Source organism: Mesorhizobium sp. BR1-1-15 (assembly GCF_020165475.1).
Taxonomy (GTDB): domain Bacteria; phylum Pseudomonadota; class Alphaproteobacteria; order Rhizobiales; family Rhizobiaceae; genus Mesorhizobium.
Genome location: NZ_JAIUIF010000028.1, coordinates 1 through 12,701 on the forward strand (window position 1 = coordinate 1; position 12,701 = coordinate 12,701).

At 64.1% G+C, this 12,701-nt stretch carries 13 protein-coding genes; 10 read left to right on the plus strand and 3 right to left on the minus strand.

From position 1 onward, the window contains the following. The first annotated feature begins 93 nt into the window (after nucleotides 1–93). Nucleotides 94–462, plus strand: coding sequence for a hypothetical protein (locus LB541_RS27850; RefSeq protein WP_140500628.1), 369 nt, complete (start codon nucleotides 94–96; stop codon nucleotides 460–462). An 18-nt stretch (nucleotides 463–480) separates the two neighbouring features. On the opposite strand, the gene LB541_RS27855 is transcribed toward LB541_RS27850, so the two are convergent. Beyond that, complete coding sequence (locus LB541_RS27855; protein WP_224620068.1) at nucleotides 481–1,458, minus strand: sugar-binding transcriptional regulator; 978 nt, start codon at nucleotides 1,456–1,458, stop codon at nucleotides 481–483. Nucleotides 1,459–1,721: 263 nt separating this feature from the next. Between LB541_RS27855 and LB541_RS27860 the strand changes: the two genes are divergently transcribed. The 6 genes from LB541_RS27860 (at nucleotide 1,722) to LB541_RS27885 (ending at nucleotide 8,708) form a co-directional block, all read left to right on the plus strand. Continuing rightward, nucleotides 1,722–2,708, plus strand: a complete 987-nt coding sequence (locus LB541_RS27860; protein ID WP_140500630.1) for an ABC transporter substrate-binding protein — start codon at nucleotides 1,722–1,724, stop codon at nucleotides 2,706–2,708. Nucleotides 2,709–2,788: 80 nt separating this feature from the next. Continuing rightward, nucleotides 2,789–4,492 carry an ABC transporter permease gene (locus LB541_RS27865; RefSeq protein WP_140517918.1) on the plus strand — a complete coding sequence of 568 codons (1,704 nt, stop codon included), beginning with the start codon at nucleotides 2,789–2,791 and terminating at the stop codon, nucleotides 4,490–4,492. Continuing rightward, nucleotides 4,480–5,556 carry an ABC transporter ATP-binding protein gene (locus LB541_RS27870; RefSeq protein ID WP_224620069.1) on the plus strand — a complete coding sequence of 359 codons (1,077 nt, stop codon included), beginning with the start codon at nucleotides 4,480–4,482 and terminating at the stop codon, nucleotides 5,554–5,556. Before LB541_RS27865 ends, LB541_RS27870 begins: the two co-directional genes overlap by 13 nt. Next, complete coding sequence (locus LB541_RS27875; protein ID WP_140666496.1) at nucleotides 5,556–6,722, plus strand: MBL fold metallo-hydrolase; 1,167 nt, start codon at nucleotides 5,556–5,558, stop codon at nucleotides 6,720–6,722. Before LB541_RS27870 ends, LB541_RS27875 begins: the two co-directional genes overlap by 1 nt. Continuing rightward, complete coding sequence (locus tag LB541_RS27880; RefSeq protein WP_224620070.1) at nucleotides 6,719–7,474, plus strand: 5'/3'-nucleotidase SurE; 756 nt, start codon at nucleotides 6,719–6,721, stop codon at nucleotides 7,472–7,474. The genes LB541_RS27875 and LB541_RS27880 overlap by 4 nt, the downstream gene beginning before the upstream one ends. A 187-nt stretch (nucleotides 7,475–7,661) precedes the next feature. Next, nucleotides 7,662–8,708 carry a DUF930 domain-containing protein gene (locus tag LB541_RS27885; RefSeq protein WP_224620071.1) on the plus strand — a complete coding sequence of 349 codons (1,047 nt, stop codon included), beginning with the start codon at nucleotides 7,662–7,664 and terminating at the stop codon, nucleotides 8,706–8,708. Nucleotides 8,709–8,717: 9 nt separating this feature from the next. On the opposite strand, the gene LB541_RS27890 is transcribed toward LB541_RS27885, so the two are convergent. Continuing rightward, nucleotides 8,718–9,392, minus strand: a complete 675-nt coding sequence (locus tag LB541_RS27890) for an HAD family hydrolase (RefSeq protein ID WP_224620072.1) — start codon at nucleotides 9,390–9,392, stop codon at nucleotides 8,718–8,720. Between the two features lie 82 nt (nucleotides 9,393–9,474). Continuing rightward, nucleotides 9,475–10,116 carry a hypothetical protein gene (locus LB541_RS27895; RefSeq protein ID WP_224620073.1) on the minus strand — a complete coding sequence of 214 codons (642 nt, stop codon included), beginning with the start codon at nucleotides 10,114–10,116 and terminating at the stop codon, nucleotides 9,475–9,477. Between the two features lie 192 nt (nucleotides 10,117–10,308). Between LB541_RS27895 and LB541_RS27900 the strand changes: the two genes are divergently transcribed. The 3 genes from LB541_RS27900 to LB541_RS27910 are packed head-to-tail and all read left to right on the plus strand — an operon-like array spanning nucleotide 10,309 to nucleotide 12,587. Continuing rightward, nucleotides 10,309–10,746, plus strand: a complete 438-nt coding sequence (locus tag LB541_RS27900; RefSeq protein ID WP_140517924.1) for a transcriptional regulator GutM — start codon at nucleotides 10,309–10,311, stop codon at nucleotides 10,744–10,746. 52 nt (nucleotides 10,747–10,798) lie between these two features. Beyond that, nucleotides 10,799–11,566 carry a PTS glucitol/sorbitol transporter subunit IIC gene (locus tag LB541_RS27905; protein ID WP_140501608.1) on the plus strand — a complete coding sequence of 256 codons (768 nt, stop codon included), beginning with the start codon at nucleotides 10,799–10,801 and terminating at the stop codon, nucleotides 11,564–11,566. Nucleotides 11,567–11,582: 16 nt separating this feature from the next. Continuing rightward, the gene (locus LB541_RS27910) at nucleotides 11,583–12,587 is read left to right on the plus strand and encodes a PTS glucitol/sorbitol transporter subunit IIB (RefSeq protein ID WP_140558471.1); all 1,005 of its coding nucleotides are present in this window, start codon (nucleotides 11,583–11,585) and stop codon (nucleotides 12,585–12,587) included. Nucleotides 12,588–12,701: the final 114 nt, after the last annotated feature.

A 12,701-nucleotide genomic window follows, 5' to 3' on the forward strand; every position in this document is an offset into this window, starting at 1 on the left:
GTCGAATGATGCGCGGGCTCACCACAGAATCGACTTGTCAGGCGCGAACCCTTCGCCCATGTTTCAGGTGGACTGTGATCAAGGGAGGTCCGCATGCCCGCATTCGATCCATCCGACGTCAAGACCCTGTTCGGCAAGGTGATGGGCGCGTCTCCGTCCGACATCAAGCTGGTGGCGCAGCGCCTGCACGATCACGCTTTCGAGCCGCGCATGTCGGCGGACGAAACCAAGCAACTCGTCGCCAGTCTCGGCTATGAGAGCCTGGATGCGTTCTGCGCCGACATCGGCTTGCCTGCGCATATCGCGGAGCGCTGGGGCCGCTTCGGCGTTTCCGGCGAGATGAAGCAGGTGTTCACGCTGCTGGCGGCCCAGCGCAGGCGGGTGGCCGAGGCGATCGCCGAATTCGAATCCATGACCCATGTCGGCGTCGAGGATTTCTTGCGCGAACGCGGCCTGATCTAAGCGGCACTGGAAGCAGCGTCAGCCAGCCTTTGCCAGCAGCGCCGTCGCCGTATCGCTGTCGGTGATCAGCACATTGGTGCTGACGGCCTTCAGCGCGGCGAGGATCGCGGCCACCTTGCGTTTTCCGCCGGCGGCCAGCACGACATTCGGCACCTGGCCGACGACATCGAGGTCGATGGCCATGACGCGGCCGTTGACTTCGTGGTCGACCAGCCTGCCTGAGGCATCGACGAAATAGCACAGCATGTTGGCGACCGCGCCCTTCGCTTTCAGCGACGCGATGAGCGACGACGGCACGATGCCGTGGCGGAAGATGGTCGCGTCCGGCGACATGTCGCCGACGGTAAGCAGCGCGATATCGGCGGCGGCAGCGCGCGGCCGCACGTCTTGCAGCGCCGGCTGCGCCCAGAGCAGGTCACGCAGCGAGGGGTTGTCGACCGTCACCGGCGCGGTGATCTGGTAGCTGTCGACCTCGAAGACATCGGCGACCTTGGCGGCGACGATGGACGGATTGATCCATTGCGAATGCGGCAGACTGCCGACGAGCGCCACGACCGAGGCGTGCTTCAGCTGCCGGCGGGCGAGAAAGCCCAAACTGGCATGCAGGGTCGCGCCGCCGCCGATTGCCAGCGTCATGCCGTCCTGCATCTGCTCGCCGAGATAGGCCGCCACGGCGTGGCCGATCGCCTTCTCCAGGTGGTCTTGCGCCGAAGGCGTCGGGATGACGACGGCGGCGTCGAGGCCCCAGCGCTTCTCGAGTGCACGTTCGAGCGCCACCTGTTCGGCGGTCGGCGCGTTGATCATGGTGACGACGATGCCTTCGGCCGTGCACGCGGCCAGCGTGCGCATGACCTTCACCCTGGAGACGTCGAGCTTCTCGGCGATCTGCTCCTGCGTGAAGCCCTCCACATAATAGAGCCACGCCGTCTTGACGTTGAGATCCGACGACACCATCGGCAATCCGGAGCGGGCCGGTCTGGGTTTTTCCACGGGCATCGCTTTTCGTCCTCATGAGCCTTGGCCTGGGCCCCGCATCGCCTCTTCGGAGAAAGGCCGGCCGCGTGTCAACTGGCACCGGATGTCCGGCGTGTCGATTGTTGCACAGTTTTGTTCATTTGTAATTGACATCGAACATATGAACATATTTTGTATATCTCACGCGCTGTGTCATCCACCAGTCATATGCGCCGTGCAGGGAGGAAGAGACAGGGAACCGGCCAGGGCCGGGCCAGTCGTGCACAGACAGGACAGGAGGTCTTATGAAGACGCTATTCATCAAGCTGCTGGGAAGCCAGCTGGCGCTCGCGGCAACTTTGTTTGCCGGCATGGCAAGTGCCGAAACGTTGACGCTCTACACATCCCAGCCGGAAGCCGATGCGGCCAAGACCGTCGAGGCCTTCAAGAAGGCGCAGCCCGGCATCGACGTGGCAATCTATCGTTCCGGTACCAGCGACATCCTCACCAAGATGGCGGCCGAATTCGCCGCCGGCAGCCCGCAGGCCGACGTGCTGTTGATCGCCGATGCGGTCTCGATGGAGCTGCTGAAGAAGGACGGCCGGCTGCTGCCTTATCCCGAGGCAAAGCTCGACGGCATCGAGCCGGATGCTTACGACGCCGACAAGACCTATTTCGGCAGCAAGCTGATCACCACCGGCATCGTCTACAACACCGCGGCCGCCGAGAAGCCGGAACATTGGGCCGATCTCGCCAAGCCGGCCTATGCCGATGGTCTCGTCATGCCGAGCCCGCTCTATTCAGGTGCCGCCGCCTACCTGCTTTCGGGCTTCGCCGGCGATGCCGATTACGGCTGGGATTTCTTCCAGAAGCTGAAGGCCAACAACACCGTCAGCGTGCGCGGCAATGGCGCGGTGCTGAAGTCCGTGGCATCAGGCGAGAAGCCCTATGGCATCCTCGTCGACTTCATGGCGATGAACGCCAAGAAGAAGGGCTCGCCGGTGGAATTCGTGTTCCCCTCGGAAGGCGTGCCGGCCGTGACCGAACCGGTCGCGATCATGAAGACGGCCAAGAATGTCGACGGCGCCAAGAAGTTCGTCGACTTCATTCTTTCGGACGAAGGCCAGAAGCTGGCGCTTTCCATGGGCTACCTGCCGGCACGGGCCTCGGTCGGCCGGCCCGAATGGCTGCCGGAAGGCGTCAAGGTCAAGGTGATGTCGTTCGACACCAAGGCAATCGTCGCCAAGACCGACGCCGACAAGGCGAAGTTCTCGGAACTGTTCGGCGGCTGACAAGGCTCGGCGATCCGGCCGGGATGCCGCTTCGCGGCGGCATCCCCACTGCGCGCTGGTCGAATTTCAGGAAAGCAACCATGCCATCAACGATCAGGGAAAGCCGGGGCCAGGAAATGGTCCTGACGGCGGCGGTAGCCGTCGTCATCGTGCTGCTGTCCCTGCTGCCGATGCTGCGCCTGATCAAGGAAATCGTGGCACCCGGCGGCACGGTGTCGACGATGGCCCTGGAGGCTGGACTGAGAAGTCCGGCGACCTGGATCGCCACTTGGCATACGCTTGTCGTCGGCATAGGCGGCACGGTGCTTGCCGTGCTGTCGGGAACGCTGGTGGCGGTGCTCATCACGCTGACCGACATACGTGGCCGAAGCGCGCTGGTGCTCTGCTACGTCATGCCGCTGATGATCGCGCCGCAGGTCACGGCGCTTGCCTGGCTGCAACTGTTCGGACCGGCCAGCCCGTTCCTCAAGCTGTTCGGCGCCGCACCGCCGCTGGGCACCAAGAACCCGCTCTATTCCACGTCGGGCATCATCCTGCTGCTCGGCGTGCAGTATGGCCCGCTGGTGTTCCTGCTGGTGCGCGCCGGCCTGCGCAAGCTGCCGCGCGAACTGGTCGAGGCGGCGCGAGCCGGCGGCGCGAGCTGGTTCACCGTGCTCGTCACCATCGTGCTACCCCTGATGACACCGTCGATCATGGCGGCAGCGGCACTGGCTTTCGTGTCCTGCGTCGGCAATTTCGGCATTCCCGCCTTTCTCGGCATTCCCGCCAATTACTTGGTGCTGCCGACCTTGATCTATCAAAAACTGGCCGGCGGCGGGCCGGCCGTGCTCGGCGAGACGGCGTTCCTGTCGGTGCTGATCGGCATAATCGCCATGGCCGGCATTATCGCCCAGGAGGTCATGAGCCGGCGCCGCGACTACCGCATCAGCTCCACCTCGCTGCCCGCCGAGCCCTACGAGCTTGGCCGCTGGCGTCCGGTCGTCCAGGCCGGCATGTGGCTGCTGGTCGTACTGGTGTTGTTCCTGCCGCTGTTCGGGCTGGTGCTGACGTCGCTGGTTCCCGGCTACGGCATCGCGCTCAGCGCCAAGACGGCGACGCTCGACAATTACCGTTTCGTGTTGTTCGAGCACGCTGCCGCCAGCCGCGCCTTCTTCAACAGCTTCTGGCTGTCTATCGCCGCCGCCTTCTTCGCGGTCCTCGTCGCCGTGCCGATCGGCTATCTCATTGCCTGGGGCAAACAGCGCTGGGTGCGGCTGCTCAATCTTTCGGTCGAACTGCCCTATGCCTTGCCCGGCGTGGTGCTGGCGATCGCATCGCTGCTGCTGTTCCTGCGGCCGATCCCGCTGACCGGCATACAGCTCTACAACACGGTCTGGATCATCCTCTACGCCTATCTCGCCCGCTTCCTGGTGCTGGCCTTGCGGCCGACCATCAGCGGCTATCACCAGATCGACCGGACGCTGGAGGAGGCTGCACAAGTGGCGGGCGCCGGCCTGTTCACGCGCATGCGCACCATCGTCTTTCCTTTGGTGGCGCCGGCGGCGATCGCCGGCGGCCTGCTGATCTTCATGACGGCGCTCAGCGAGCTCACGGTCTCGGCGCTGCTGTGGTCGTCGGGTTCCGAGACAATCGGCGTGGTGATGTTCTCGTTCGAACAGGGCGGCGATTCCAACTACGCGGCGGCGATGTCCGTCATCACGGTCGCGGTCACCTTCGTGCTGATGCTGGTGACCAACCTGCTTGCCCCTCATCTTCCGAGTGGAGTTCTGCCATGGCGCGATTGACCCTGGACCATGTGACCAAGAGCTTCGCCGAGTTCGATGCGGTCAAGGACGTTTCGATCGATGTCGGCGACGGCGAATTCCTTGCCGTGCTCGGGCCTTCCGGCTGCGGCAAAACGACGTTGCTGCGGCTTGTCGCCGGCTTCGAGAAGGTGACGTCGGGCGAAATCCGCGTCGGCAGCGAGGTCGTGTCGGGTGCAGGCGGCAGCGTTCCACCAGAGAAGCGGCGGGTCGGCATCGTCTTCCAGAACTACGCATTGTGGCCGCACATGACGGTCGCCGAGAACATCGGCTATTCGCTCAAGGTTGCAAAGCTGGACAAGGCGGTCGCCCGCCAGAAGGTTGCCGACGCGCTGGCCCTGGTCAATCTACAGGGGTTAGGAGACCGTAGGCCGGCCAACCTCTCCGGCGGCCAGCGCCAGCGCGTGGCCCTGGCGCGCTGCCTGGTCGCCGCGCCCTCGCTGGTATTGTTCGACGAGCCACTCGCCAATCTCGACGTGCATCTCAGGGCCTCGATGGAGGACGAGTTCGCCGCCTTTCACAAGCGCACCGGCACGACCATCGTCTACATCACCCACGATCAGGCCGAGGCCATGGCGCTGGCCGATCGCATCGCGGTGATGGATCACGGTCGCCTGGTCCAGCTCGCGACGCCGCGCGAGCTCTATCATGAGCCGGCGAATGAAATGGTGGCCTCCTTCATTTCACAGGGCATTCTGCTTCCGGCCGACGTGCTGAACGCCGAGGAAGCCGGTCATTGCAAGGTCCGGGTTCTCGGAACCGAGCTGGTCGTCCGCTGCCGGGCAGGCGAGCGGCCGCGCGCCGGCGCAAGGATCTGCTGCCGGTCGGCCGATCTCGACGTCTCGCCGGACGGCCCCGGCTTCGATGGCCTCGTCAAGCGGGTGATCTACCGGGGTGGCTCGGCGCGCATCGAATTTACGCCTTCCGCAGGACCTGATCTTACCTTGCATTTCGAGCAGCCCGACCCGGTCGTGCTGGAGAGCGGAGCCCAGGCGCGCCTGCGCATTAAGTCCGGCTGGGTAATCCCGGCGGAGGCGGCGTCGTGATGAAGCTGGACCTGGCCGGCGGCTTCGGCGAAAAGGGCCGCACCAGCGTTGCCGTCCGCAGCGGAAACGATCGCATCCTGCTCGATATCGGCATCAAGGTCGGGGCCACAGGGGCGGAGTACTATCCGGCACTTGACGGGTCGATCGCCGACATCGACGCGTTGTTTGTCTCGCATGCGCACGAGGATCACGTCGGTGCTCTGAGCTGGCTTTTGTCGCGCGGCTATGCCGGTCCGATTTTCATGACGGCCGAAACCCGCGCCGAGGCTCCGGCCACGCTCGCCGGCTATGCCGATCCCGGGGATCTCAAGCGATTTCCCTTTCCGGAAGATCGCATCGAGATTTTCGAACCCGGCGATTTGCTGAAGAGCGGCAATCTCACGGTCAGGACGGGGAGGTCGGGACATGTCGTCGGCGGCGTCTGGTTTGCCGTCGACGATGGCAAGAGCCGCGTCGTCTATTCGGCCGACGTGGTGCCGGACAGCAATGTCTTCGTGATGGACGCGATCCCCGAATGCGATCTTCTCGTTCTCGACGCGTCCTATGGCGCCGATCCCGTGCCGGGTGCGGCGCGCGCCGAGGCCATTTCGGGCTGGGTGGCGCGCCATTCGAACGGATGCCTTCTGCCGACGCCGCTGTCGGGGCGGTCGCTGGAATTGATCGCGGCCTTGCCGGGACCCTTCGCCATCCACGCCGGCATGCGTGCTTCGCTCGAAGCGCAGATCGCCGCCACTTCAGCGCTGCTGCCTGGCGTATCCGAGATGCTGCGCTTGCGGCTGGGTAGTGCCGCAGACTGGACCGACGCCGACCCGCTGCCCTCGCTGCCCTTGCTGGCCGATGACGGCATGGGCGAGGCCGGGCCTTCGTCCCGCCTGCTGCCGCGCGCCGACCGGGCCGGCTTTCCGGTGTTGCTGACCGGGCATCTGCCCTCCGGCTCCCCCGGCGATCTGCTGCACAAGGCCGGCCGGGCGGACTGGGTGCGCATGCCCACCCACCCAACGCTGTCGGGCAATGTCGATATCTGGGAGAAGGCAGGGCGCCCGGAGGCGCTCGGTCATTCCTGCGCGAGCGAACTCCTTGACGATCTGAAAGCCCATATTCCGTCGCTGCGCCCGCAATGCCGCACCGGCCAGAGCATCACGGTGCGCCGAGGAAAAGAGACATGAGACTCCTGATCTGCAACGATGATGGCATCGAGGCGCCGGGCCTTGCCCGGCTGGTCAAGGCGGCCGGCAGCCTGAGCGACGATTTGTGGGTGGTGGCACCCGACGGCAAGCGCACCGCCGCGGGCGCATCGCTGACGATCGCGCGGCCGTTGATCATGCGGCGCGTCAAGCCCGGCTGGTATTCGTGTTCCGGTACTCCGGCCGACTGCGTGGTGAGTGCGATGGCCTGGCTGTTCGCGGATGGCCAAAAGCCCGACCTGGTTCTGGCGGGCGTCAATGACGGGCGCAACGTCGCCGAGGACCTTGCCTATTCCGGGACGCTGGGCATTGCGCGCGAGGCGACATTCTGGGGTATTCCGGCGATCGGCTTTTCCCGGGTGAAGAATCCGGACTTCAGCGGTGTCGACGACGAGTGGCTCGGCGCGTTGATCGCCTCGCTCTGGCGGTCGCGTGAAGAGTGGGCGGCGGATGGCCATTGGCTCAGTATCAACCTGCCGGCTTCGCTGCCGGCCGGGATCCGGCAGCCGCGCATCGGCCGCGACAAGATCGGCCGCAAGGCTGAAATCCTGGAGAGCGACGGCGATCGCACCGTCATCACAGTCCCGCGCGGGCGCGCTCACGCAAGTGAGCCGGGCGACGAGAACGAGGCGATCGATGCCGGCTTCGTCAGCATCAACCGGCTGAACTGGTTTGGCGAAACGCGGCTGGACGGACGGTTTCTGGACGGGATCCAGCCCCAGCGGCAAGGCTAGTCTTTGGCCACAGAACTGGGTTGCCGCGAATATTCAGGACGGCACGGCCGTTCGTCCAGCGGCGCCAACGCCTCGACGGCGGCGCAGCGACACGGTTTTCCAGATCACCGAGCTGTGCAGCGGTTAAATTGCGTCAATCCAAAGCCGATGCTTGAAGCCGCCGCTATTTCATTCCACATCGGTCAGCATGAAGGACGAGGCACGAGAGCGGCGTCGGGATCTGTTGTGGGCGCTGCCCGCATCGCTGATCCTGCATGCGCTCCTCGCAGCGCTGGTGTTCTACAACCTGCCGAGGCCAGCCCAGGAGCCGCAGCAGGACCAGCCGGTAAATGTCGCGCTCGTGCCTCCGCCCGACCAGCCAAAACCGAAACCTGCTCCCGCACCGCCAAACGAGCCCAAAGCCGAGAAGCCGCCGGAAACGAAGGCTGAAGAACCACCTCCGCCCGAAAAGCAATCGCGCAAGACGCCGCCGATCGAGACCTTGAGACCTGTCTTTCAGTTCGGCGACAAGGACGCCGGCCCCAGGAAATCCCTGGACGGAGCCAGCGCTCAAGACAATTCGCCAGCGCCTGCCAAGGAGGAGACGTCGAAGCAGCCCGTGACGCCTGAGCCTGCGAAGACCAAGTCTGGCGCGCCGGCGGCCACCGAAAAGCCGGCAGAGTTGCCCGAGGCCGACAAGCAAACGGCCGCGGCAGCGCCGTTGGCCGCCGATGACGGCGATACTGAGGTCGAGCTTCCCATATCGGCTGAAAAGCCGACGCCAAAACCCACAAATGCGCCGAAGCCCGGCTCTTCAAAAGTTTCGAAGTCCTCCAACGGGAGCGCGGGAAGCCCAACTTCCCCTGATGTCGCCAGTGCCGCGTCGCGTCGCTATTCCGGGCTTCCGGGCGTTCGCAAGCTCTATTCGCAAGACGCTACCGGCGATGCGCTGGCCACGACCTCGATGGGCGGCGTGCCGCGCGCCCAGCGTGGTGCCAAACTTTGCGCCAGCGCATTGCAGCAGCAATTGCTGGACGCCTCTTATTTCCCCGACTTGATCCCAAGCGTGCCGCTGAAGGCCGGCAATATTCTCAACGCCCCGGATGTCGCTTTCCGCGCAACGGGCACGTGGTACCATCTGGGCTTCCGCTGCGAGGTCGACAGCGATGTGACCAGGGTTTTGTCGTTCGGCCTACGTGTCGGATCTGTAATCCCGCCCGACGAATGGGTTCGGCTTGGACTACCCACTCGCTAGAACAAGCTCTTAGGCGGGGGCACCGAGCCCGGACAATTGCCGGCTGATCTCTTGCCAGTCGGTGCAGACGAAATCGGCGCCGGCCGCCTTCAGTCGCGCGCCATGCTCGGGATAGGTGTGGCCGCCGCCGGTGTAGCCGATCGCCGTCATGCCGGCGGCAACCGCGCCCTGGATACCGAAGGGCGAATCCTCGATGACGATGCAGTCCGCCGGATTGGCGCCCATCTGTGCCGCGGCGAACAGGAAAATGTCCGGAGCGGGCTTGCCGTTCTTAACCATCGAGGAGCTGTAAATTGCGTCGCCGAAGAACCGTGCCAGCGCCGTCACTGCCAGGCTGTGGTTTATGCGCTCGACGGAGGACGACGAGGCAACGCAGCGGTCGCCCTCAAGCGCCTCCAGAAACGCGGCGATTCCTGGTGTCGGCTTCAGTTCCTGCGAAAACAGGATCCTGGTCTCGGTCCAGATGTCGCCATCCGCCGCCGCCGGAAACTGATGGCCGGTCAATTCCCTGATTTTGACGATGATGTCGGACTGTTTCATGCCGATGCACTGAGCGATGATGCCGCCGTGCACGCCCGGCATGCCGTGCTTTTCATAGACGCGCTCATAGGCCCTCGCGGCCAGCGGTTCGCTGTCGACGAGAACGCCGTCGCAATCGAAAATGATAGGCCTTGATCGCGCCACGCGCTTCTCCCCGGAGTTTTGCACTTTGCTACCGGCAAAAAGTCAAATGTTCAATAGCGTGGTGGTCGGGCGCCAAAATCTGTCAAAGCTGGCGTAGCGCATCGCTGGCCCGGGCCGACCCAAGCGCCCTTTGCATGGCCTGCCGCGATTGCGCGCGATCCGGCGTGATCCAGTTCGGTTCGGCGCCAAGGAAGCGGTCGAGGAAAGCCACGGCATAGGCCGGCATCTCGGTCACGTTCTCGCGATAGGACCACCATGTGCGCAGGTCGTCGGCGCATTTGTGGATGCTGGGCGCTGAGCCGAATTCCTGCTCGTAGATCGCCGAAATCACCGAAACGCAATAATTGGTGTAGAGGAACCCCTCAGGCCAGAAGCGGACGATTTGCAGCGTGCCGGCATTCTGCTCGGTCTCGACGAGATGGCTGAGGCCGGAGACTTCCCTGGCCGGCGCCTGCCGTATCAGTTCGCGCAGCACGAGGCCGGCGGCAAAGACGATGAAGTCGGCGCGGTCGATCGCGGCGAAACGCTTCTGCGCCTCCATGATCTCGACCCAGTCGAGAAAAGCCCTTGTGAGCCTGGCTTCGTCGATTTCAAAACGCACGCCGAATGTGTCGGACACCACCTTGGCGCTGCCGCGAAACGTCGCGCGGAACCAGCGCAATTGTCGCAACCGATGGCGAAGGTCGGGCATAAGGGCCAGTTCATCCCTGAAGGGCAGTTCCATTTCACATATCCCGTTTGACGACAGGCTAGCACAACCGTGCCGTCGCCGAAATCGGCCGACGGCCCTGTGGATGACCGTGACCGAGGTCAATATCATACATATTGACATTCTCGGAAACAAATGTTCTCACTTTGCTGTTGTCGCGCATCCGTCCAAGATGCGGTTCAATGAAGGCTTCGGGAGGAGAACCGAATGGCGATTTGGCAGTGGGGACTGCTTCTTCTGGTTATCGTGTGGGCGCTGCAGTCGCTCGGCGTCTGGCTGCAGATGCGGCACTATTCGGATGTCTTCCGGGGCGTCACCGATCAGTACAAGGATGGCTTCGTCGGGGCCGGCAATTTTCGCGGCCGGCTGGCCAAGGGCACCATCGCGCTCGTCGTGGTGACGCCGGACCTAATCGTGCGCCGCATGATGGTCATGAGCGGGCGCTCGGTGTTCACCAAATTCAAACGACATCAACAATTCGAGGGTGTTCCCCTCGATCAACTCCGGTCCAACCCTGCGATCTTGGGGGAGGGGGAACCCGGTGTGGCCGAGGCCGTGAAACGGGCGATTGAACAGATCGACAAAGCACGGTCGGAGCCGGGGAAGAAGCCGGGCTTGTCCGGCTTGAACGTAGCAAGGGCCTAGAGGACGCCGCGCACCGGCCGGGATCAACCGGCGGGCGGCATAAGGAGGAGAAATGTCTGTATTTTCGTTATTGGCGCAGCATGCCGACATGGCCGTGCATAACCTGCATGTTGCAGGCACCATGGTCTCGGATGCTGCCTGGCACGGCAGGCTCGGCGTCGAGCATGCCACCGATCATCTCGTGGTGTTGGCGCAGGCGCAGACCGACAGCGCGCCTGTCACCGCCGATCAGCTGAAGGAACAGCTGAAAAACGTGCAGCAGGAAGAGCAACTCGGCTGGCTGACCGCAATCGGCAAATACTTCATCGGCATCTTCCAGAAAGGCGGCGAAGTGTTCGCCGGCTTCGTTACCGGCATCATCCCGACACTGGTGGTGCTGATGACCGCCTTCTACGCCGTCACCGAACTGGTCGGCGAGGAGCGCGTCCACGGCCTGGCACGCGGCGCCGGCAGGATCGCGCTGACCCGCTATACGCTGCTGCCTCTGCTGGCGGTGTTCTTCCTCACCAACCCGATGGCTTACACCTTCGGATCGTTCCTGGAAGAAAAGCACAAGCCCGCCTTCTATGACGCGGCTGTCTCCTATGTGCATCCGCCGCTCGGCCTGTTCCCGCATATCAACCCGGGCGAATACTTCGTCTGGGGCGGCATGCTGGTCGCGTTGCTTGACCTCGAGAAGCGGGGTGTCGTCGCCGGAGGTTATCACGTCAAGGTGGCGATCTGGTACGCCATCGTCGGCCTCGTCGTCATCCTGCTCAAGGGCATGCTGACCGAGCGCATCACCGCCATCATGGCACGCCGCCAGGGCATCGAGCTGTAACGGCGGGGAGGACATCATGGCCAAGACATACAAAGCCGTAAGGATCTCCCGGGGCTCCACAGGCTGGGGCGGCCCGCTCGTCATCGAGCCGACCGCACAGCGCGACAAGATCGTCTCCGTCACCGGAGGCGGCATCCATCCCGTGGCACAGCTCATCGCCGACATGACCGGCGCTACGGCCGTCGACGGCTTCAAGGCGCCGCCGATCGAAAGCGAGATGGCGGTCGTCGTCGTCGACTGCGGCGGCACCGCACGCTGCGGCGTCTATCCGCGCAAGCGCATCCCGACCGTCAACCTGACGCCGGTCGGCCAGGCTGGGCCGCTCGCCCAGTTCATCACCGAGGACATCTACGTTTCGGGCGTGAAGCCGGCCAATGTCACAATGGCGGACGGATCCGAGGCGGTCACCACTGCGGGGGGAGCAGCATCGATGAGTCCAGGCAACAACACCGCGGCCGCGGCACCACAGCCGCTACCGAGCGAAGGCGGGCTGATCGGCCTGATCAGCTCGATCGGCCGCGTCATGGGCCGCGTGGTCGGCATCTTCTTCAATGCCGGCCGCCGTACGATCGACCAGGTGGTGCGCAACGTGCTGCCGTTCATGGCCTTCGTGACCATGCTCATCGGCCTGATCCTGTACACCGGCATCGGCGACGTGCTTGCCCAGCCGATGGGACCGCTCGCCAACAACATCGTCGGCCTGCTGATCATCTCGGCCATCTGCGGCCTGCCGTTCCTGTCCCCCATCCTGGGACCGGGCGCGGTCATCGCGCAGGTCATCGGCGTCGCCATCATCGGTCCGCAGATCGCCAACGGCACGATTTCGCCGGCGATGGCGCTGCCGGCGCTGTTTGCCTATAACACCCAGGTGGGCTGCGACTTTGTCCCGGTCGGCCTGGCGCTCGGTGAAGCCAAGCCCAAGACGATCGAAATCGGCGTCCCGGCGGTTCTCATCAGCCGCCAGATCATGGGCCCGGTCTCGGTGCTGATCGCCTGGGTCGTCAGCCTGATCGTGTTCTAAGCAAATTCCGGGAAAGCCTGAAACGGCTTTCCCGGAAAAAGGCGCGTAGCGCTTTCCCTTGGGAATTGCGCCAAAGCACGGAGATAGAGGGGTTCATGGTGTCCGTGAACCCCT